The 20,727-nt window shown below is 65.7% G+C and carries 17 protein-coding genes; 7 read left to right on the top strand and 10 right to left on the bottom strand.

The genetic code is table 11. The annotated features are described in order from the left end of the window. Window positions 1–12: 12 nt before the first annotated feature. On the top strand, window positions 13–837 hold the full coding sequence (locus ROR02_RS03070; RefSeq protein WP_147162540.1) for an OmpA family protein: 825 nt from the start codon (window positions 13–15) through the stop codon (window positions 835–837). A gap of 215 nt (window positions 838–1,052) precedes the next feature. On the opposite strand, the gene ROR02_RS03065 is transcribed toward ROR02_RS03070, so the two are convergent. From ROR02_RS03065 to ROR02_RS03055, 3 genes are all read right to left on the bottom strand, one after another. Continuing rightward, window positions 1,053–2,045 (bottom strand): hypothetical protein, encoded by a 993-nt coding sequence (locus tag ROR02_RS03065; protein ID WP_147162539.1) that lies wholly within the window; start codon window positions 2,043–2,045, stop codon window positions 1,053–1,055. A gap of 254 nt (window positions 2,046–2,299) precedes the next feature. Then, window positions 2,300–3,511 (bottom strand): MFS transporter, encoded by a 1,212-nt coding sequence (locus ROR02_RS03060; RefSeq protein ID WP_147162538.1) that lies wholly within the window; start codon window positions 3,509–3,511, stop codon window positions 2,300–2,302. 283 nt (window positions 3,512–3,794) lie between these two features. Then, a complete protein-coding gene (locus ROR02_RS03055) occupies window positions 3,795–5,159 on the bottom strand; it encodes a glutamine synthetase family protein (protein WP_147162537.1) in 1,365 nt (454 codons plus the stop codon). A gap of 508 nt (window positions 5,160–5,667) precedes the next feature. Here ROR02_RS03055 and ROR02_RS03050 point away from each other — a divergent pair. Both ROR02_RS03050 and ROR02_RS03045 read left to right on the top strand, forming a co-directional pair. Next, window positions 5,668–5,901, top strand: a complete 234-nt coding sequence (locus tag ROR02_RS03050; protein WP_147162536.1) for a hypothetical protein — start codon at window positions 5,668–5,670, stop codon at window positions 5,899–5,901. 155 nt (window positions 5,902–6,056) lie between these two features. Beyond that, window positions 6,057–6,671 (top strand): bacteriohemerythrin, encoded by a 615-nt coding sequence (locus ROR02_RS03045; protein WP_147162535.1) that lies wholly within the window; start codon window positions 6,057–6,059, stop codon window positions 6,669–6,671. 29 nt (window positions 6,672–6,700) lie between these two features. Here ROR02_RS03045 and ROR02_RS03040 read toward each other — a convergent pair whose 3' ends face one another. From ROR02_RS03040 to ROR02_RS03015, 6 genes are all read right to left on the bottom strand, one after another. Then, a complete protein-coding gene (locus ROR02_RS03040; protein WP_147162534.1) occupies window positions 6,701–7,537 on the bottom strand; it encodes an MBL fold metallo-hydrolase in 837 nt (278 codons plus the stop codon). Between the two features lie 121 nt (window positions 7,538–7,658). Then, the gene (locus ROR02_RS03035) at window positions 7,659–8,414 is read right to left on the bottom strand and encodes an SAM hydrolase/SAM-dependent halogenase family protein (RefSeq protein WP_147162533.1); all 756 of its coding nucleotides are present in this window, start codon (window positions 8,412–8,414) and stop codon (window positions 7,659–7,661) included. 252 nt (window positions 8,415–8,666) lie between these two features. Continuing rightward, window positions 8,667–9,554 (bottom strand): alpha/beta fold hydrolase, encoded by an 888-nt coding sequence (locus ROR02_RS03030; protein ID WP_147162532.1) that lies wholly within the window; start codon window positions 9,552–9,554, stop codon window positions 8,667–8,669. Between the two features lie 163 nt (window positions 9,555–9,717). Then, window positions 9,718–10,284 (bottom strand): DUF4276 family protein, encoded by a 567-nt coding sequence (locus ROR02_RS03025; protein ID WP_147162531.1) that lies wholly within the window; start codon window positions 10,282–10,284, stop codon window positions 9,718–9,720. Further along, window positions 10,281–11,462, bottom strand: coding sequence for an AAA family ATPase (locus ROR02_RS03020; protein WP_218032753.1), 1,182 nt, complete (start codon window positions 11,460–11,462; stop codon window positions 10,281–10,283). Before ROR02_RS03020 ends, ROR02_RS03025 begins: the two co-directional genes overlap by 4 nt. A 176-nt stretch (window positions 11,463–11,638) precedes the next feature. Beyond that, window positions 11,639–13,066, bottom strand: coding sequence for a type 2 periplasmic-binding domain-containing protein (locus ROR02_RS03015; RefSeq protein WP_147162530.1), 1,428 nt, complete (start codon window positions 13,064–13,066; stop codon window positions 11,639–11,641). A 270-nt stretch (window positions 13,067–13,336) separates the two neighbouring features. Between ROR02_RS03015 and ROR02_RS03010 the strand changes: the two genes are divergently transcribed. Together ROR02_RS03010 and ROR02_RS03005 are read left to right on the top strand one after the other, a co-directional pair. Next, window positions 13,337–14,833, top strand: a complete 1,497-nt coding sequence (locus ROR02_RS03010; RefSeq protein ID WP_147162529.1) for an aldehyde dehydrogenase family protein — start codon at window positions 13,337–13,339, stop codon at window positions 14,831–14,833. An 85-nt stretch (window positions 14,834–14,918) separates the two neighbouring features. After that, window positions 14,919–17,417 carry a penicillin acylase family protein gene (locus ROR02_RS03005; protein WP_147162528.1) on the top strand — a complete coding sequence of 833 codons (2,499 nt, stop codon included), beginning with the start codon at window positions 14,919–14,921 and terminating at the stop codon, window positions 17,415–17,417. Between the two features lie 221 nt (window positions 17,418–17,638). Here the strand turns inward: ROR02_RS03005 and ROR02_RS03000 are convergent, their stop codons facing one another. Beyond that, window positions 17,639–18,121, bottom strand: coding sequence for a flavin reductase family protein (locus tag ROR02_RS03000; RefSeq protein ID WP_147162527.1), 483 nt, complete (start codon window positions 18,119–18,121; stop codon window positions 17,639–17,641). A gap of 193 nt (window positions 18,122–18,314) precedes the next feature. Here ROR02_RS03000 and motA point away from each other — a divergent pair, with 193 nt between their 5' ends. After that, window positions 18,315–19,172: a flagellar motor stator protein MotA gene (gene motA / locus ROR02_RS02995; RefSeq protein WP_147162526.1), complete on the top strand. Its 858-nt coding sequence runs from the start codon at window positions 18,315–18,317 to the stop codon at window positions 19,170–19,172. A 79-nt stretch (window positions 19,173–19,251) separates the two neighbouring features. Further along, window positions 19,252–20,352, top strand: coding sequence for a flagellar motor protein MotB (locus ROR02_RS02990; protein WP_147162525.1), 1,101 nt, complete (start codon window positions 19,252–19,254; stop codon window positions 20,350–20,352). Window positions 20,353–20,727: the final 375 nt, after the last annotated feature.

The raw sequence follows: 20,727 nt of genomic DNA, 5'->3' as shown, positions 1-20,727 counted from the left end.
GGAAATATAGCCATGCTAAAAAAGGTTGCTGTCAGCATCGCTGCGGCAGGGGTTCTGGCGTCTTGCGCCGATACCTGGGATTACAAGACGGTCGGCACCATGACGCCGGCGGGCTCGGCCTTCGACGCCGCGTTGCAAAAAGAGTACGTCGCCCTTGCCGCCTATGAAGAAAGCGGCGGAGACTGGAGCTCGGTGGCCTATTACACGGCCAAGGCCCGCGCCGCTACCCTGGGCAAAACCCCGACGCCCACCTTGCTGGCTGAACGCGACCTGAAAACGGCCCAGGCCGCGATCGAACCGGCCCGGGCCGACCTGATGCGGGCCCTGGAGGGCGACGCCCCCAAGGCCAATCCGCTGATGGCCGCAAAGGCGCAGGCCAGCTTTGACTGCTGGGCCGAGGAGGCGGAGGAAGACCGCCAGCCCGAGCGCATTGCCGAGTGCAAGCAGAATTTCGAAATCGCCCTGCGCGCCCTGGGCACGCCGCCGGCGGCCCCCGCCGACACGGGGATGCCCTTCGTCGTGCATTTCACCTTGGGCGGGACCACCCTTGACCACGAGGCCGCCGGCGAGCTGGACACCATTGCCCGCGCCTTCGCCAAGGCCATGCCGGCGCGCGTCCTGGTGGTGGGCCACACCGACACCACGGGATCGGCCGACGCCAACATCATGCTTTCCCAGCGTCGGGCCGAGGCCGTGGCCCGGGCCCTGGCGATCCGGGGCGTGCCCTCCGACGTCATGACCCTGGAAGCCTATGGCGAGGAGCGGCTGGCCGTTCCCACCCCCGACAACGTGACCGAGGTTCGCAATCGCCGGACCGAAATTTCGTTCGAGAACTGATCGTTCTTTCGACAACGAAACAAGAACAAAAACGGGCCGATGCCTTGCGGGAGCGGCCCGTTTCCTTTTTTGGCCGGATGAGAGTCCATCAACTTCAGACAGAATCCGGCAAGTTCTTCATCCATTTGCTTGAGTTTGTCTTTTCGGGAAATGCGGTGTCCACTTTTCCCTGACAAACGCGAACGCGCCCTCCCCTCGCCGTTGCGATTCCGGCCTCAGGGGGGCGCCTTGACGCACGGCCCGTTGGCCAGTTCAGCCACCCAGGCCAGAACCACGCGCGACACCGAGCGCGGCGTGCTGCGCACCGAACGGGCCTCGCGTCCCTCGAACCCCTTGACCGGCGCGTCGGTGAAGCTGGCGTAGAAATACACCCGTGTGTCGCCACTGGACGGGGGCATGAACTCCAGGCGCGGCTGGCCGTTGTTCTCCGACACATCGCCAAAGACGACGCCAAACCCACCGTCAAGCCCGTACAAGCTGGGCACGCGTCGCGCGCGCCGGCCGTTGTAGCAAACGTCCTGCTCCGAAACCGCCTGAAGCACGGACTCCACGCTGGGGTCGGCGACAACCTCGGCCAGCCCCTGGATGCCGGCGGTGGTGGCGGTGGCCGGCGGCGGCGGCGCCCCGGTGACGGCCTGCTGTTCCTCGGGCGGCGCGACCAGCTTGCGCCCCAAGACGGTTTGCCCCTGCACTTCGTGCTCGACCACGGTTTTCTGCTTGAGGGCATCAACCTGGGTCAGGGGCGGGGCCGTGGCCCGCTCCGGGGTGCTCATCGAGGTTTCGGCCGCCTTGAACAGGTCGACGATAACGTCCTTGGTCAGGAACCAGCCGCCCACGCCCACGACCAGCAAGACGGCGAACACCGCGCACCCCTTCAATTCCCGGTTTTCGTCCTCGGGTCGGAAGGGCGTGCTTTTCGCCGCGCGGCGGGAGCGGCCTTGCGGCTCGCCCCCCCCCTTGAGCGGAATGTCGTCGTCGAACGGCAGGCGGTCGACCGGCTGGCGCAGAAAGCTGCTTTTGCTTTGAAAAGGCTCCTGCGCCCGAGGCGGGACCCGAACCGGGCCGCCCCCGATCGAGACGTCCTCCAGCTGATCGTCCCACGCCGGAACGCCGGAAGCCCCGCCCGTTTCTTCCGACGCATCCGCCGGCAAGGGGGCCCCGTCCGGCGCGGCCCCACCAGGCAGGGGCGTGCCGGGCTCGCGTTCCATGGGCAGCGATCCCGCTTCCCTTGCCGCGTTTTCCCCCCCGCCGGGACGACGGGACTCCGGTCCCGGACCGGTGGGTTCCCCGGGTGCGCGACGCTTTTCCTCATCGGCCATGACGAGGCTCCTGCTGGGTGAGCGTTTGGTCCGGTCCTGCCCCGCCCGTCATGCGTTCTCTTCCTTGTTCCGCCTTTTACTCCCGACCACGCCCCGGCTCAAAGGTATGCGAGGGCGCACGCTCAAGACAAGCCCCGCCGGCGTCATTCGGCGGGAACAGGCGTCGGAGTCGAGGTGTTCTTGCGGTCAGACGGCAAGGAAAGAAGCAGAACCGAAACGATCAACGCCAGCCCCCCCAGAATAAGGAACAGCAACGTGAAATCCCCGGTGGTCCCCCGGATCACCGAAACCAGGGGTACCCCCAGACCACTTACCCCGAACGACAGCACGAATTTCAATCCATAGGCGGTGGAACGCCAGCGAGCCGGTGTATAGCGGGCCAGCAGGCTGTTTTCGGCCGGCAGGGCGCCAATGTTGCCGCACACCGCGATCATCATGGCCATGCCCAAGGGCAGGCCGCCCAGCATCGCCACCGCGACCAGGGCCGGCGCCTGGATCAGGTACATGGCGATGTAAACAGCCTTGAGGGCGTAGCGGTCGGCCAGATGGCCCGCCCCGATCTGCAAAATCCCGGCCAGGCCATAGACCAGCATGACCGCGCTGCCAATGCCCAGGGCCCCCTCGCCCAGCAGGCTGCCCATGCGTTCCTCGAACAGCTTGGGCATGGCGGCCTGGGTGGACTGGTATATCAGACCGCCGCAGAGCATGACCCCGGCCAGGACCACGTACACGCGCACGGCGTCGCGACGGTCGGGTGGCGGCTCGGGGTTGGCCTCGGGGGCTTTTTCGCTCACCCATCCCCGCGCGAGGCTGAGCAGGAAGACAAGCCCGGTCAGCACGCACAGCGCCCCCGGCACCAGGAACGCCGCCCGCCATCCGAACGAATCGATCAGCGCCCCGGCCCCGAGCGCGGCCACGGCCGGACCAAAGCCGCCAAAGGCGCCATTGATCCCCAGGGCACGGCCGCGATTGACGGCGGAATGCACCAGCCAGGCAATGCCCACCGGGTGGTAAATGCTGCCGAACAAACCCAGGACGCCCAGCGCAAGGGCCATCTCCACCGGAGAACCGGAAAGGCCGGCCCAGATGGCCCCGCCCCCGGTTCCCAGGAAAAACAGCGTCATCATGCCGGTGGCGCTCCAGCGATCGCCCAGCCACCCCGTGAAGGGGGCGGCAATGCCAAACAAAAGTTTGCCGCCCACGATCAAGGTCAGGGCGGTTTCGTAGCTGATGCCGAACACCGTGGGCAACGACAGGGCGACAACGAAGAACACCGGCTCGAAGACATGACTGAAGGCATGGCCGATGCAAGAAAATCCAAGCGCGAGACGCCCCTGGGTGCCGTGGGTACTCATGGCCGCGGGCTCCGGACAAAGGGATTGAGGAAACCAAGGCAACACCACGCGTCGCGCCCCGAAAAAGGGCCGCGCCCGTCTTGCCCCGGCTGGAGCAAGGAGAGCGTTCGCGGACCGGGCCTACTCGTGCCGTGGCAGGGCTCGAAAACGGGGGAGGCCGGAAAACCGGCGAACCGCCCCCGTTCGGGTTTGTCGGGGAAAAGCGGACACCGCTTTTCCCGGAAAGACAACCTCAGGCAAAGGGATCCAGGGCCTGCCCGCCCTCACCTTAAGTTGTTTAACGCTATACATTCAGCAAAAGATATTCGCGCTCCCAGCTGGAGACCACATGCTGATAGGCATCCCACTCGGCCCATTTGACCGACATCAGCACGCGCACGAAATCCTGTCCCAGGAGATCGTGCAATTGCCGGGCCCGTCCGAAGCGTTCGATGGCGTCGGGCAGATGGCGCGGCAGGTTATGGGCGCGGGTGTAGGCGCTGCCGGTGATCGGCGCCGAGGGTTCCAGTTCCTCGACCATGCCAAGGTAGCCACACGCGAGGGACGCGGCAATCGAGAGGTAAGGATTCGCATCGGCCCCCGAAAGGCGGTTCTCCACCCGGCGCGCCTCGGGCAGGGCGTAGGGCACGCGCAAGGAGACGGTCCGGTTATCCAGCCCCCAGTGCATGTTGATGGGGGCGCTTTGATCGGGCAGGAACCGGCGATAGCTGTTGACGTTGGGGGCCAGCATCAGAAGGCACTGGGGCAGATACTTCTGCAAGCCGCCGATATGCCAGCGGAACAGATTGGAATCCTGTCCGTCATCCGACGCGAAGATGTTGCGCCCGGTTTCCCCGTCCTCGACGCTCTGGTGCAGGTGCATGGCGCTGCCCGGCTGGCCGGGCAAGGGCTTGGCCATGAAGGTTGCATACACGTTGTGCCGCAGGGCCGCCTGGCGCACCGTGCGCTTGAACAAGAAAACCTGATCGGCCAGTTCAAGCGCGTCGCCGTGATTGAAATTGATCTCCATCTGGGCGGTGCCGGATTCGTGATGGAGCGTGTCCACATCCAGGTTTTGGGCCTCGGCGTAGTCGTAGACGTCCTCGAACAACGGATCGAATTCGTTAACCGCGTCGATGCCATAGGCCTGCCGCCCGGTTTCGGCCCGCCCCGAGCGTCCGGCGGGGGGCTCCAGGGGGTAATCAGGGTCGTTGTTGATGCGAACCAGATAAAACTCCACCTCCGGCGCGACCACGGGGCGCCATCCCTTGTCCTCGTACAACTTCAAGATGGTGCGCAGCACCTGACGGGGGGCGCAGCCCACCACCGAACCGTCGCGATACAGGCAATCATTGATCACCTGGGCGGTCGGCTCCTCGTACCACGGCACGATGCGCACGGTCCGGGGATCGGGGCGCAGGAAAATATCGGAATCGGCGATATCGATCGGATCGTCCTCGGGATAATCCCCGGTCACGGTCTGGGTGAAGACCGATTCCGGCAGCCGCAAGCCGCGATCGCGCAGGCCCGACAGGAACTTATGGGCGGGCAGGATCTTGCCGCGCGCAATGCCCGAGGTGTCGGGCACGAGGCACTCCACTTCGGTGATGCCCCGTTCGCGGGCCCAGTGTTCCAGGTCGTCAAGGGTTTGGGGTTCGGCGGTTCTCATGGATCCGGGTCACACTAAAGAAACGGTCCGACGGCGCGGGCCGGACCGGCGAGGGCACGACCAACCGCGCGGCACAGCTTGCCTGGGGCGGATTTTCCGCCCTTGTCGCGTCGGTCGCAAGGCGTCCCTTGTCCCTGTCCTCGCGGGACATCGCCCGGGGAAAAGCGCCGTCCGGCCCCTTGCCCCCCACAAGGCGGGAAGAGTCGCGACGCCGTTGCTCCCGGGGTCCCTGGTTCAGGGGTAGCAGATCACAGGGGGGGCGTGCAATCGCAAGCCCGGGCATGGGGCTCACGCGAAAAAGGATCCCTTGAAAACGAAAGGGGAATACATCCCATGGCCCCTTCAAGGGGTGGCATTCCCAAGCACCCAAGAGGGATGCAATCGCGCGGGCTTCATGGCATAGTCGGACCAGCGGTCGGGGGCTTTTTCTTTCAGCACGGCGGAAAAAGCATGGAGATCCGCACAATCAGCTCGTGCTGCAGGCAGTGGGGGCGCGACGGAGACACCCATGGCGGGAAAGCAGTATTCCCCGGCTCAGCTGGCCAAGCATCAAGAAAAAATGGCCCGTTTTCGGATGCAGCGGCGCCGCCTGGAAGAACAGCGACGCCAGCGCCGCCGAAGAGAAATGATCAGAAGCATCAAGTTATTTTTTATTATCACCGCCTTGCTGATAACAGGAATCGCGACTTTTATTCTGTTGAATGGGGCATGGACCCTGGTTGATCCCATCCTTAAACGCTAGGGTGCCGCGCGTTAAACCGGATCCGGGCATAATGATTTGAGTTTTTGTTTTTGCGTTCGACCTATCCGAAAAACGATTCCCGTTTTTCGGGCCTCATTCTCATCTTGCGTCCCAGAAAGCGGGACCCAGTTGGATGCGCGACGGTGGAGGACTCCATGACAGGCGTGGCATGGTCAGACCGGTACGTAACCGGTATCAAGGCGATCGACAAGGATCATCACAGCCTTTTCGAACTGCTGGCTTCCCTGGTCGAGCACCGCAAGGCCCGATCGGGGCCCTCGGCCGTGGCCGCCACCTTGCATGCCCTGGAAGTGTACGCCGCCGAGCATTTCGAGCGTGAGGAACGTTTCATGCTCAGCGCCCATTTCCCCGGTTTTGAAACCCACCGCCGGGCCCACGATGAATTCCGCACCCTGGTCCAGGCCCTGGCCCGCCAGTACCGGCGCGAGCCCGCCTCGATCGATCTGGACAAGGTGAGCCAGTTCCTCGCGCACTGGATCGGCTCTCACATCCTGGTCGAGGACATGGCCTATGTCCCCTACCTGAACGGCACCGTGTCGGCCGAAGTCGACGACACCGACACGCCGCCGATGCCGATCGAAATCGTCTTGCGGGTCCCGCCCGGCAAGCACGAGGTCATCAAGCGCTTTGCCGCCTTGATGCGCGACGGCGGCGAGGTCGCCGATACCCTGGAAAACACCCTCAACGCCCTGGAGCACCACCGCGAGCAGGTCCTGGATCACCGGGTGCGCGCCCTGTTCGGAACGTAAAAGCCCGGCCCCTGGAAAAAGACCGGGGGTCAACGCGGCGGCAAAATCAGCTCCATGCCATCCCGGGCCACCAGACACCCGTCCCATGTGTTTTGCGCTGTCTTTTCCAGATCGGACATGAAGTCGTCGTGATGATCGGGATCATGGTGGAAAAGAACCAAGTGGCGCGCCCGGGCGCGCTGGCACAGGTTGACCCCCTCCTCCCAGGTGGAATGCCCCCATCCGACATGGGCCGGATATTCGGCTTCGGTATACGTGCTGTCGTAGATCACGTAATCGGCGCCGTCGATCAGGCCCAGGATGTTTTCGTCGGGGCGGCCGGGGGTATGTTCGGTATCGGTGACGTAGCAGAGCGAATACCCGCCCGCTTCCAGCCGATAGCCCGTTGCCCCGTTGGGATGGTTCAAGGGCGCGGTGCGGACCCGGATGCCGTCGCCCAGATCAAAGGATTCGCCGGCCTGAAAATCGGTGAAGGACTTTTGGGAATGCAGGTTTTCCAGGGGGACCGGAAACATGGGGTCCGACATCTGGCTGGCCAGCAGGTGACGAATCCCCCCGTTGCCCACCAGATGCCCGGCATAGACATCAAGTTTCACCTTCGGATTATAGGCTGGCCCGAAGAACGGAAAGCCGAAAATATGATCCCAATGGGTGTGGGTCATGAGCAAGGTGTAATGATCGACCTGCCGGTTCGCGGGATCGGCCCCCAGATTGCGAATGCCTGTTCCCGCGTCCAGGATAATGTGACGATCCCCCAACGTGACTTCGACGCAACTGGTGTTGCCGCCGTAGATGACATGCCGGGCCGACGGGCAGGCAATGCTGCCCCGCACACCCCAGAACTTGATCTTGCATGACGTCGTCACCCGACCAGCTCCTTTCGAGACCGCCCGGCACCAGCGGCGTTTCGTTCGTCCTCGCTCTCAGCCCTCAAAAAAAAGGCATGGGAACATCATAACTTTTCCTCTGCCCCTATAACACCCGTTTTCATCCGTCCGAAGGAAGAGGATCGCCCGAGGAGATCACCTGAAGGACCGTGCCGGGTTCCAGGGAAAGCGTCTGGTCGGCCCGCCCCTGGTTCACGGCGATTTCGATCATATCGTTTGCGTTACGATAGAACAAGGCTTCGCCCCTCCTGACATCGCCAAAAGTGCGAGCCCGGGTCACCACCTGCCCCCTGACGTGCAACGTGGCCCCGGCGGGCAGCCGATCCGCCCGCACTCCGGTGATCGCGTTCCCATAGGCATCGATATAGACGACCCAGGGAGGATCGTCGGGAAGATCCGGGCGATCGAGTCGGGCGGGATCCACCGGGATTGCCCCGCCGGGCAGGCTCCCTTGCGCCAGGGCGGCGGCGGCCGGGGCGAAAACATCGCGTCCATGGAACGACGGGCTGGCCGTTTCGGGAACCGGCAGCCGCCAGGCCGCCCGTTCCGTGGAGCGTCGGAGCACCAGCGCGAAAATCCCGTTGTCGGGGCCCACGTACCAGCGCCCGCCGGCTCGCAACACGATGGCGTCACGCGCCCCGCCCACGCCCGGATCGACCACCGCGATCACCACCGACTCGGGGGGCAGGCTGGCGGCGTAGGCCGGAATCAGGGCCGCCGCCAGAAGGGGCTGGAAAGGGGGCAGGTCGGTGATGAGGTCAACGCAAGGGATTCCAGGGGCATCGACCGCCAGACGCACGTGCATCTGCCCCATGTACAGCCCCCCCGATCCGAAATCGGTCATGAGTCCGATCATTCCGGCTTTTCCCATCCTCGTGCCCCCCGTTCTCCCCCGCGTTTCTTGAAAGGCCCCGGTAAAACGCGCGACGGATCACCGTGCGCGCCTCTCCTTGCGCCCTGTTTGCCGCGCGAAACGGCCCATCAAGCCGGGATCCCCATCGTTCGGGCGATCGCCTGGGTGGAGAGGGTTCAGGAAACCACGCCTCTTCCTAAGAAGGTCTTACGTCGGCAAGGAAGAAAACTCGACTCCACGCCCCGGGGCCGGCCCTCAGGGCTCCCCCAAAAACCGGGCGATGGCTTCGATCTGATCGGGCGCCATCAGGCCGGGGGCATGGCCGGCGTCCGGGACCTCGACCACCGTGCACCCGGAGGGATGCGCGGCCATGCGCGCCGTCGTTTCGGCCGACAGAAGGTCGGACCGGGCGCCGCGCAGGACCAGGACCGGGCAGCGGATCGCCTCCCAGATCGGCCACAGCTCCACGTCTCCCTCGGGCATCGCCAGCAACGAGGTCAAGATCGCGGGATCACAGGCGAAACCCAGGGAGCCATCCGGACGCACCCGGTGCCCGTGTTCGGTCATGTGGCGCCACGCCGCGTCGTCCAGAGCCCCGAATCCGGCATGAACCAGACGCAAGGCGGCTTCCACCTCGGCCATCGAGCCGAACACCGGATCCTGGCCCACGTAGCCGCGCAGGCGGGACAAGGCCGCTCCTTCGATCCGGGGCCCCACGTCGTTGAGCACCAGCCGGCGAATGGGCGAGCCCGGAACCGCCGCCAGCCCCATGCCGATCAGCCCCCCCATCGAGGTTCCCACCCAGTCCACCGTGGCGGCTCCGGTCCGCGCGAGCAGCGTGGTCAGGTCGGCGCCGTAGGCCACGGTATCGTAGCCCGTGGGGTCGGCCAGCCAGTCCGAGCGGCCGCGCCCCGGCATGTCGGGGCAATAGACCGTGCGCCCCCGCGCCCCCAGCCCCTGGGCCAAGCGGTCGAAATCCCGGCCGTTGCGGGTCAGGCCGTGGACACAGATCACCGGACAGGCCGCCTCCTCCGCCTCCCGGCCCGGGCTGGCGGGCTCCCAGCGGACATAGGCCAACCGCCGGAATCCCTCCGGTCGCAAGATCGCCACGCTCGCCTCGCTCATGCGCACGGCCAAGGTCATGGGGTCTCTCCTTCTTCAGTGGCCTTTTTCGGCGGTGTCTTCAGGCTTTCGATGCGGGTGCGAGGATGGCATCCAACCAGAATGCAACACCCGTGCCGCCCCGCCGCAATGAACCCGTCGCGGATCGGTGGTGAACGGGGATCGCCATGGCACTCACCTGTCGTCAGAGTTCGGGTAACGAGAGGTGGGCTACTCTGGCCAATCCCTCGATGAATACGCGAAAGCTGGAAGATATGTTTCTTGTATACGACAGATGCTTCGCAACAGCCCGAGCCCCGGATACTTTCTGGAACGCGGGGCACAGATACATGACTTCGTTCACTGGATCTTGAATGGCATCGGGGGTTCTGAATTTACGGCGTCCCCTGATTTTTCCCAGGTCGGGCTTCTTGAACGCCTCGGCGAGAGCATCGGGATCCCCAAGATACCATGCCTCCAGTTCGTGGCAGGCAATCCGCACCAACGCATCCGGTCGGCCGGCATCCTGGCAGAGCCGCACCAGGCTGGCTTTCAGTGTCCGACAGTCGTCGGTATCCTTGTCTCGCAGGATGACAAAACAATCCTCCGGGTCTTTCCATCCTCGCAGCTTACGCGGAATACTTTTTTCCAGATCTTGCTTTCCTTCATGCTGAATACAAAGAAATTTCAGATCGGGAAAAAATCGAGGAAGAAGGATATCGAGAAATTCTTTCTCGGATTTTCCTTCCAGCATGAAAATCACCCGGTTCATCGGGGATGGGCTCCCGTGAACAAACCTTGCTTCCACAAGGCTCCAAGAAGGTCTCCCTGCTCAAAAAGAGAATTCAACAAAGGGTCATCGGAAGCCCGCCGGATATCCGTGAATCCGTTTTCCTTGACAAGCCAAAAGACTTCGTCGGGTTTGCAGGCATTGACCAGATCCGGAGAGTGGGTCGAAATAAAAACCTGTCCACCCCGATCCGAGTAAGAGCGGAATTCCTCAAGAAGCTCGATCATCAGGTCCGGATAAAGCTGGTTTTCGGGTTCCTCGATCGCCAGCAAGGGAAATGGCTTCGGATCAAACAGCATCACCAGATAGGCAAACATCTTGATGGTGCCGTCCGAAACGTAGCGGGCAATGAATGGGTCCTTGAAACTCCCATCCTGGAAACGCAAAACCAGCCGCCCGTCCTCGGTTGGCTTGGCTTCCACGTCGGTGACACCGGGAACCCGTGCCTTCATGGCCTCCAGGATCTTAGTGAACTGTGCCGGGTGGTGTTCATAAAGATAATAGGCAACCTGAGCGACGTTGTCCCCTCGCGAAGACAAATGCTCCGCCTCGCCCGCATCAATGCTGGGACGGGCTTCGGCAATGTGAAAATCCGAAATGTACCAGTTTTCGATCAGGCTGCGAAAATCGGCGACGATGCGAAATTCGCGAAACTGCCCCAGGCCCTTGATGGCGAGAATGCTGGGATCATCCAGAACGTATTCCTTGCGTTCCTCGATCGCCCCTTCAACACCATACGCGACCTCGTTGGTGATGGCGGTGCCTTGCCCACGGGAAAAATCAATGAAATGCCACGGCTTTCCCAAATTTCCCCGGCGAAATTTCAGGATTTCCCGCTCCACGACCGGCTTGCCGTTTTCGTTGGCGATTTTCAAGACGTAGGTTGCCAGCCGCCCCCCGCTTTCCCGAAACTTGACGGTCAGGGTAATCGGCCCCCGCTCGCCCCGGCTGACCAGTTCCTTGAAACCACCGCGCCGGTGCACCGCCGTCGCCACGTTTTGGGTCAGGGCATCCTTCAAAAAATTAAAAACATCAAAAAGCGTACTCTTGCCGGTGCCATTACCCCCGACCACGACCATCATGGGAGACAATTTATTCAGCTTGACATGACGGAATAGACGAAAATTCTGAATTTCCAGGGATTCAATCAACATGGCCATGTTTTTTTCTCTCGCCCGGAAAAATCATGATCCAGCCACCGTTTTTCCTGCCCGTTTCCTGCCCGCTGTCACGGGGAAAAAAGCCCTCCTCTTTTTTACATACTGCACTTCCGCCGTGTTCACAATGGGACGAGGACATATCGGAACGGGTGCCGCCTCCTTTCCTGCCAGGGGGGTTATCGGGGGGCGGATTCGGATCGCGGCGGCGGCGGCACGGCCGAAGGCTGAGTGTCCGGGGCAACGGCGCCCGGAGTCTCCGCCTTCGGCTCGGAAACGGCCGGGGAAACCTCGGCGGGAGGTTCGGACGGGGATCGGGCCTGGGGGGCGACAGGCACGAAATCAGAAGCGTTCGGAGTGGCGTCGCCCCCTGGCCCGGGCGAGGAGTCCGGCGCGGACGACACGACGGGAGAAGCCACCGGCGCCGGGGCGGGCGCGGACAGGGGTTCGGACGGCCCGGCGGCGCCTGCCGGAGCGGCCCCCGACGCGGACGGCTCCGGGGTCGGGCGCGGTTCCCCGCCCGACGCGGGCGGGAGCGTTGCCGCGACCGGAGCCGGGACCACGGGGGCGGGCTCGACCGGGGACGGCTCGACCGGAGCCGACGCGACCGGGGCCGACGCCCCCGGGGCGGGCTCGGCCGGGGACGGCGCGACCGGCGGGGCGGGCGGGATCCAGGCGCGGGCCTCCTCGGGCGTGAAGAACTCAACGCGCGCTCCCTCGCGGGCGGCGGTCGCGAGGCGCGCCTCGGACGCGGCCAGGGCACGGCTCAGGGCCACGCGGGCGTAGGTCTCGGCCGACCGGGCGGCTTCCATCACCGCCGCTTGCTGGCGCTCGGAAAGGCCCGCCCAGGTTTTTTCGCTCATCAGCACCGGATGGTATTCGAACCACGGGGCGGCCGGCCCGGGCAGGGTCACGCAAGCCGAGGCCGGCAGGGGCAGCCCCCCCAGGATATCGAGTTCCGCCACCGCCTCGACCGCCGCCGGCTCGCGCGAGGGGCCGGAAACCGGGGCCTTGTCCGCCTCCTGGAGCACGGCGCCGTGCGCCCGGGCCACCCCGCCCAGCGGCCGCCCGCCGGGATCGAAGCGTTTGCCCGCCAGATCGGCCGGCCGGTGCGCGCATGACCCGTCGCGGGCAATGAGCGCGCCGGGCAGCCACAAATCGGCGAGGACGCGCACCCCATGGCGGGCCAGGGTCTCGCGCACCGTGCGCATCAGGGGACCCTGAGCCAGGCCATAGGCGTCCTCCAGGGTGGTTGCCAGCCCCGGACGGGCGGGCCTGGCGAACACCGGATCAACCCCGCGCAAGGTGGTGAGCGGCAGGCTCGCGACCTCCAGGGTTCCCGACATCAGGCCAATCCACATTTCGGCCGGGGTGAACAACCGCCCGCGCCCATAAATCTTGAGGCGTAGCGACGGCTCGCGGGCCGCCAGTTCCCGCGCCAGCACCTCCAGCATGCGGTGCCGGGTCTCGCGCAGACCTTCTTCGTAGCCATGCGCCGCCTTCAAGGTATGGGCCATGAGAGGCAGCGGGAAGCCCGTCCACCCCAGTCCCAGCCCGAGCAGCATCCCCAAGGCCTGAAGGCCCGCCTGGGTTGGTCCGTGTCGCATGATGGTTCGTGAACTCCCCTGACGGCGGTCGCTTCCTTGATCCGTGGCGTTCCCAATACCCGGCCCACCATACGCCCGCAACCCCCGCCGGAGCCACCCGTTTCCCCGGCCGGCCGGCCCCGTGGCGGGACCCGCCAGGATGATTGTCGCGCCTTTCGGGGGCGGTTAAGGTGTTGGCGGGTCCTGGCCCCTCCGGCCAGGGACAACGGATCCAGCCAACGCGATCCGGCCTTGCCATAAATCCTTGTAGATTCGGGGAGTGTTTGGTCCATGCCGATACCCAGCCTTGAGCCGACCCTTGATCCCGGCGCCCTGGCCCGGGCCCTGTCGGGCCTTCACCTGATCGACGGAGCGCTGGTCGCGCCGGCGGGCGGACGCGTTTTCGACGTGGTCAACCCGGCCACCGGCGCGGTCATCGCCACCGCCGCCGACGGCGACGCCGCCGACGTGGACCGGGCGGTCGCCGCCGCCCGCGCCGCGCAACCGGCCTGGGCCGCCCGCCCGGCCCGCGAGCGCGGCAAGCTGCTGGCCGAATGCGGCCGGCGCCTGGGGGCCCATGTCGAGGAACTGGGCCGGCTGATCGCCCTGGAAACCGGCAAGGCCCTGCGCACCGAAAGCCGGGTCGAGGCCTCGGTGCTGGCCGACATGTTCGTGTTCTTCGGCGGGCTGGGATCGGAACTGAAGGGCGAAACCGTGCCCTTCCACCCCGACATGCTCACCGTGACGGTGCGCGAGCCCCTGGGCGTGGTCGGAGCCATCATTCCCTGGAACGTGCCCTTGCTCCTGATGGCGATGAAGATCGCCCCGGCCCTGGTCGCCGGCAACACCGTTGTCATCAAGTCGGCCGAGGAAGCGCCGCTCACCGTCTTGCGCGTGTGCCAGATCCTGGCCGACGTGCTGCCGGCCGGCGTGTGCAACATCCTGGCGGGCGACGGCCCCGGGTGCGGCGCGCCCCTGGTCACCCACCCTGACGTGAAGAAGGTAACCTTCACCGGATCGGTGGAAACCGGGCGCATCGTGTACAAGGCCGCCGCCGACAAGCTCATTCCCGTGACCTTGGAACTGGGCGGCAAAAGCCCGATGATCATCCTGCCCGACGCCGACCTGGATCGGGCCGTGGCCGGCGCGGTTTCCGGCATGCGCTTCACCCGCCAGGGGCAAAGCTGCACCGCGTCCAGCCGCATCTATGTCCACGACAGCCTGTACGACGCGTTTTTCGAGCGGGTGCGCGAACGGGTCGATGCCCTGGTCATGGGCGATCCCCTCGACGAGCGCACCGACATCGGCACCGTGATCTCGCCCGAGCAGTTCGCCAAGGTGCGGGACTTCATCGAAAAGGGCCGGGCGAGCGGCGCCACCGCCACCGAGTGCTCGGCGCTGCCCACCGATCCCGCCTTGCGCAAGGGCCTGTTCCTGCGCCCCGTGGTGTTCACCGACATCGGCCCCGACGCGCCGCCCGCGCGCGAGGAAATCTTCGGCCCCGTCGTGTGCCTGTTCCGCTGGACCGACTTCGACGCCGTGATCGAGGCCGCCAACGACAGCCCCTACGGCCTGGCCGCCACCGTGTGGACCAACGACCTGGCCAAGGCCATGGAGGCCACCCGCCGCCTTGAGGCCGGCTTCGTCCAGGTCAACCAGAACCTGGTGGTGCAGCCCAACCTGTCCTATGGGGGCGTCAAGACCTCGGGCCTGGGCAAGGAAGCCACCTTGGAATCCATGCTGGAGCACTTCACCCACAAGAAGACCATCATCTTCAACATGACCTGACGACCCCGGGGGCCGGCCGGACCGGCCCCTTCCCTTCCTTGCGTTCCCCGGGCCCGGGGGGCGAAGCCGTCGGGAGGCCCCGCGCATGCGCATCCTGGCCTTGATCCTCGCGGTCCTGTTCGCGCTGCTGTTCGCCCTTTGGGTGGCGCTCAGTTCCTCGATGCCGCTGACCAGTGGCGCGGTCGCGGTCCCGGTCGGGGGCGCCCTGCCCGCCGTCACGCCGGCGGACGGCCCTCCCCTGCCCGCTCCCGGCCTTGAGGGCGGCGTGACCATCACCCGCGACCGCTACGGGATTCCCACCATTCGCGCCATCAGCGCGCGCGACGCCGCCTTTGGCCTTGGCTTCGTGCACGCCCAGGACCGGTTGTGGCAGATGGAATCCATGCGCCGCCTGGGCCAGGGCCGGCTGGCCGAGCTGCTGGGCGCGCCGGTGCTGCCGCTTGACCGCTTCACCCGCGCCCTGGGCCTGGTTCCCCTGGCCGAGGCCGCCTTCCAGCGCCTGCCCGCCGCCACCCGGGCCCGGTTCGAGGCCTACGCCGCCGGCGTCAACCACGCGGTGCGCACCCACACCGGCGCCCTGCCGCCCGAGTTCCTGGTCTTGCTTCACCGTCCCGAACCCTGGCGCCCGGTCGATTCCTTGCTGTGGGGCCGGCTGATGGGGCTGTGGCTGTCGGCGGACTGGACCGAGGAACTGGTGCGCGCGGCCATGCTCGACGTGCTGGACGCGCGTCACCTGCGTTCGCTGTGGCCGGCCCTTGCCGACACCGACCTCGACGCCGCCCGCGCCCTTTTTTCCGCGCCCCAGGCCCGGGCCGCGCTGGACGCCCTGCCGGCGGCGCTCGCGCCCACCCTGGCGTCCAACGCCTGGGCGGTGGGGGGCGCGCTCGGCGCCACCGGGGGCCCCCTGCTGGCCGGAGATCCGCACCTGGGCTTCCAGGCCCCGATCCAGTGGTACCTCGCGCGCCTGGAAACACCCGAGGGCAGCTGGACGGGGGCCACCACCCCCGGGGTGCCGCTGGTGATCATCGGGCACGGCGATCATGTGGCCTGGAGCTTCACGACCACCCACGCCGACACCGCCGACCTGTTCGTGGAACAGCCGGTCAACGCCCGGGGCGAGGCCGACCCCGGGGGGGATCACGTGCTCACGCCCCAGGGCCCGCGCCCCTTCAAGACGCGCACGGAAATCCTCAAGGTCCGCTTTGGCGACCCCGAAACCCTGGTGGTTCGTGAAACCGAGCACGGCCCCGTTGTCTCCGACGTGCTGCTGGGGCGCCTGGGAACCCTGGCCCGGGAGCGCTCGGACCGGACCGGGCGGGTGCTGACCCTGGCAACCCCGGTGCTGGCCGCCGACGACGACACCGCCCTGGCCCTGGACCGCCTGGGTCGGGCCCGGTCGGCCGCCGAGGTTCTTGAGGCCCTGCACGATTTCGGAGCCCCCTCGCAAACCCTGGTCTTCGCCACCCGCGACGGTGCAATCGGGCGGGTTTCGCCGGGCCGCATCCCGCTGCGGGCCCAGGGGCCGGCCCGCCTGCCCACCCCGGGCTGGGAAGAAGCCCACCAATGGACCGGGTACGCCCCCTTCGAGGCCCTGCCCCAGGCCCTCGATCCTCCGGAAGGGTTCGTTTTCAACACCAACAGCCGGCTTGTGCCCCGCGATCCGGCCTTGTTCCTGGCCGATGAGTGGCCGGGCGAGGCCCGCGCGGCCCGGCTGGAACGCCTGCTCGCCCACAAGGCCCCCCACGCCGCCGCCGACATGACCACCCTCCAGATGGACACGGTGTCGGTGGCCGCTGCCCGGCTGCTGCCGATCTTGCTGGATTTCCCCGAGGCCATGCGGGCCTCGGATCCGGCGCTGGCCCGGGCCTGGGCCCTCCTCGCCGATCCCGGATGGCAGTTCGACATGGCCGCGCCCCGTCCCGAGCCCCTGGTGTGGGCCGCGTGGCTGCAAGCCCTGGTCAAGGCCCTGTACGCCGACGAAATGGGCCCGGCCTGGCCCCTGTGGGCGCGGGTCGATCCTCCGGGGATTGCCCGCGCCCTGACCCGGGACACCTTCTGGTGCGACGACGTCGCCACGCCCGAAACCGAAACCTGCGACGCGCTGAAGGCCCGGACCCTGGCCCAGGCCGTTCAGACCGTTTTCGGCGCGACAGGCGACGGGGCCGCGCCTCCTCCCCCGGCCCCGCCCGCGTTCAACCGCGCCTGGGGCAGCGAGCACAGGGCCCGTTTTAAAAATCCATTCTGGAGCCAGATTCCAGTTCCGGGCCTGGACGCGCTGACCACCCTTGAAGTCCCCACCGGCGGCGATGACTTCACGCTGTCGCGCGGGTCATGGACCCTGGAGGGGCCCGACGCCTTCACCCACCACCATGGCGCGGGAATGCGGCTGGTGGTGGACCTCGCCACCCCCGACGAGGCCGGGTTCATCCTGGCCACGGGCCAGTCCGGACACCCCTTGTCGCCCCACTACGCCGACATGCTGCCCTTGTGGCAGGCCGGTCGCCTGATCGCCGTGAATGGCAAGGACGCCTCGGGGGGAACGCTGGTGCTGGCGCCCACCGGGCTGGCGCCGCCCGGAAGGTGATCGCATGCCACGCCCACCGGAAGGAACCAGGACCCCGGCCCGGCCTCGCGAAACGGCTGGCGGGCTCCGGACGGAAGTGAGGCCCGATGCTCCAACCCTTTGTTTTCACGAGAGTCCATCCGCTTGGGAGGCAAGCGGATGGACTGCGCGTCCCTTGGTCTGGGGTTGTTTTTTGGGGAAAAACGGTGTTCCCTTAATCCCCTGAGGGTCGTTGCCCAGGGTCAACCCAGGGGGTGAACACCATGATAAGCCCCCTGGCAATGAACCAGCGGGCGCTTTTCGTCGGCGTGGGTCGCGGCCTCGACGGCGCAGATCACGATGTCGTGATCCCCCCCCTCGGCCACGGAAACCACCCGACAGTCCAGGCGCGCCAGACCTCCCGCCGGGGCCGGAATACCCTGGGGTGTCGGATCAAGGTCGAGTCCCGCGAACCGGTCTTCGCTTTTTGACGCGAAACGCGAAGACAACGAGGCTTGTTCCTCTGAAAGGATCGAAATACACACATTTCCATGGGTCAGGGCCGCCCGATGGCTACTGTTCCGGTTCAGGCAGAACAAAACGAGCGGCGGATCAAGGGAAAGCGAGCAAAAGGCGCTGATGGTCACCCCAACGGGGCTGCCATCGTCGGCAAGGGCTGTTACAATGGTCACTCCGGAAGCGAAACAACCCAACGTCTTGCGGAACGCAACGGCATCAAGGGACATGGGGGAGGCTCCTGTTCCGAAGGGTGGGGGGGAAAACCTGACCGCACCCGGGGGCGCACGGAGCACCTTTCGGTGGTGATCGTTCAGGGTCAAGCTCTTTTTCCACTGGAGAACCAGGGCAAGGCGCTGTACTAAAGATGACACCGTGCCCATATACGGCCGTGGTTCCGGTTTTGGTTTCTATGGAGCGGCAATGCTCATCCTCATTGGCACCGTGATCGTTATTGGCAGCGTGATGGGCGGCTACCTGCTGGGCGGCGGTCACATCGGCGTCCTCTGGCAGCCCTTCGAGTTCATGATCATCCTGGGGGCCGCATTCGGGGCGTTTGTCATCAGCAACCCCAAGTCCACCTTGATGGGGACCGTGAAGTCGATGGGGCCCATGATGAAAGGCCCCCGGCACAACAAGAAGAGTTACCTTGAGTTACTCTCCTTGCTGTACACCCTTTTCAGACTGGCCAAGACCAAGGGCGATCTTGCCTTGGAAAGCCATGTTGAAAAGCCCGAGGAAAGCCCCATCTTCCAAAAGTTCCCCAACGTTGCCCACGACCATCACAACGTTGAGTTCCTGTGCGATTATCTCCGATTGCTTACTCTGGGCACTAATAACGCCCACGAAATGGAAACGATCATCGAAGCGGAGATCGAAAGCCACCATGCCGAAAATCACGCGGTCTCGAAGGCCGTGAACGACATGGCGGACGGCATGCCGGCCCTTGGTATCGTCGCGGCGGTGCTGGGCGTGATTCACACCATGGGATCGATCACCGAACCGCCCGAGGTGCTGGGTCATCTGATCGGCGCGGCGCTGGTGGGCACGTTCTGCGGTGTGTTGTTCTCCTACGGCTTTTTCGCGCCGTTCTCGCGGGCCATCGAAACGGCCCACGATTCCGATACCCAGTATCTGCACTGCATGAAGGCGGCCATCCTGGCTCACATGCAAGGGTACGCCCCCCAGGTGTCGATCGAGTTCGCCCGCAAGACCCTGCCGCCCACGGTCAAGCCCACCTTCGCCGAGGTGGAGGAAACGGTGACAAACCTGTCGGATTAGTCGCCTCGTGACGCGGGCAAGGCAAACGGCGCCACGCCGGCCTTGACCCGCTCCTTTTCCGTTCAAGGAGAGTACCGCCGTGGCGGATCAACCCATCATCATCAAGCGCGTGAAGAAGGGAGGACACGCCGCCCACGGTGGCGCGTGGAAGGTGGCGTATGCCGACTTCGTGACGGCGATGATGGCCTTTTTCCTGCTGCTGTGGCTGCTCAATTCGGTGACCGAAGAGCAGCTGGTGGGGATTTCCAACTACTTCGCGCCCACGGCCGTTTCCCAGACCCCGAGCGGCGCCGGTGGCGTGCTGGGCGGGCAGGTTCTGGGCGAAGGGGCGATGCAGTCGAAATCCAGTTCGCCCAGCGTCCAGCTGACCTTGCCGCCGCCGACCATCGGCACCGGGGGCAACGAGTTCACCGACGCGAACGAAGGCCAGGAAAAGACCCAGACCGACGCCGACACGCCCCGGCGGGGCCAGCCCGACGCCGATCCGGGGGAAGGCCCCGGTGGCTCGACCCAAGGCGAGGGAGGCCAGGGCGCGCAGGGGCAGCAAGGCGCGGCGGGCAGTGCCGCCGACGCGGCCGCCGAGCAGCGGCAAAACGCCGAGTTCCAAAAGGCGGCGGCGGAAATTCGCCAGTCCCTTCAGGCCGTGCCGGCCCTCAAGGCGCTGGCCAACAACCTGATCATCGACAATACCCCCGAGGGACTGCGCATCCAGCTGGTGGACCAGGATGGGCTCTCGATGTTCCCCAGCGGCTCCAGCCGGCTTTTGCCCCATACCCGCGACCTGATGGCCCTGGTGACCAAGGCGATCGAGGACGTGCCCAACAAGGTTTCAATCGCCGGCCATACCGATGCCACCCCTTACGCGGATCCCTCGGGGTATAGCAACTGGGAGCTTTCGGCCGATCGGGCCCTGGCCAGCCGCCGGGCCCTGCTCGCCTCCGGCCTGGGCGAAGGGCGCATTGACAGGGTGGAAGGCAAGGCGGCCACCGATCCCTTGATGCCCGAGGATCCGGCCGACCCCCGCAATCGCCGCATTACCATTACCCTGCTTCGGGATCGGTCGTTGTACGAGAACAAGGGCGCCGGTGACGGATCGGGGGCCGGAGGTGGACCGGGGGGCGGCGCCCCCGCCGCGCGTCCCCCCAGCATTTTTAGCGTGCCCAATTCCAACCAGCTCTGATCTTGGGCCTTGGCGCGAGACCCGGGACGGGAGAACCGCTTTTTCGGTCTTGCTCCAGTGCCCGCGCCCCGTGACGGGCCCACGACGGGGGGCTGAGAGGGATCTTCGCGGATCCCCTCCCCTCTTCCCGACAGGCCTTTTGCCCACGGCATAAAGGCGCTAGAGTAAGATCCGGAAGGCGCGAACCGCTTTTTTGGATAAGTCGGGGGCAAAAACAAAGGGTTAGAGTATCGTGCCTGGATCCGGTGGAACGCGCGGCGCTCTAAAATGAATGAGTTAAGGGCATGTGGGGGAAACAAGCGTGGCACCAGGAAAGGCCGGGTCGCCTTTCCGAAAGCCGGATGCATCAAACAGCAAGAAAAATGGAACACGTCC

Origin of the sequence: Pararhodospirillum oryzae (assembly GCF_007992075.1) — a bacterium.
GTDB classification, from domain to species: Bacteria; Pseudomonadota; Alphaproteobacteria; order Rhodospirillales; family Rhodospirillaceae; genus Pararhodospirillum; species Pararhodospirillum oryzae.
Note: the sequence above shows the minus strand (reverse complement) of the source record. Positions and strands in the feature narration are given on the sequence as shown.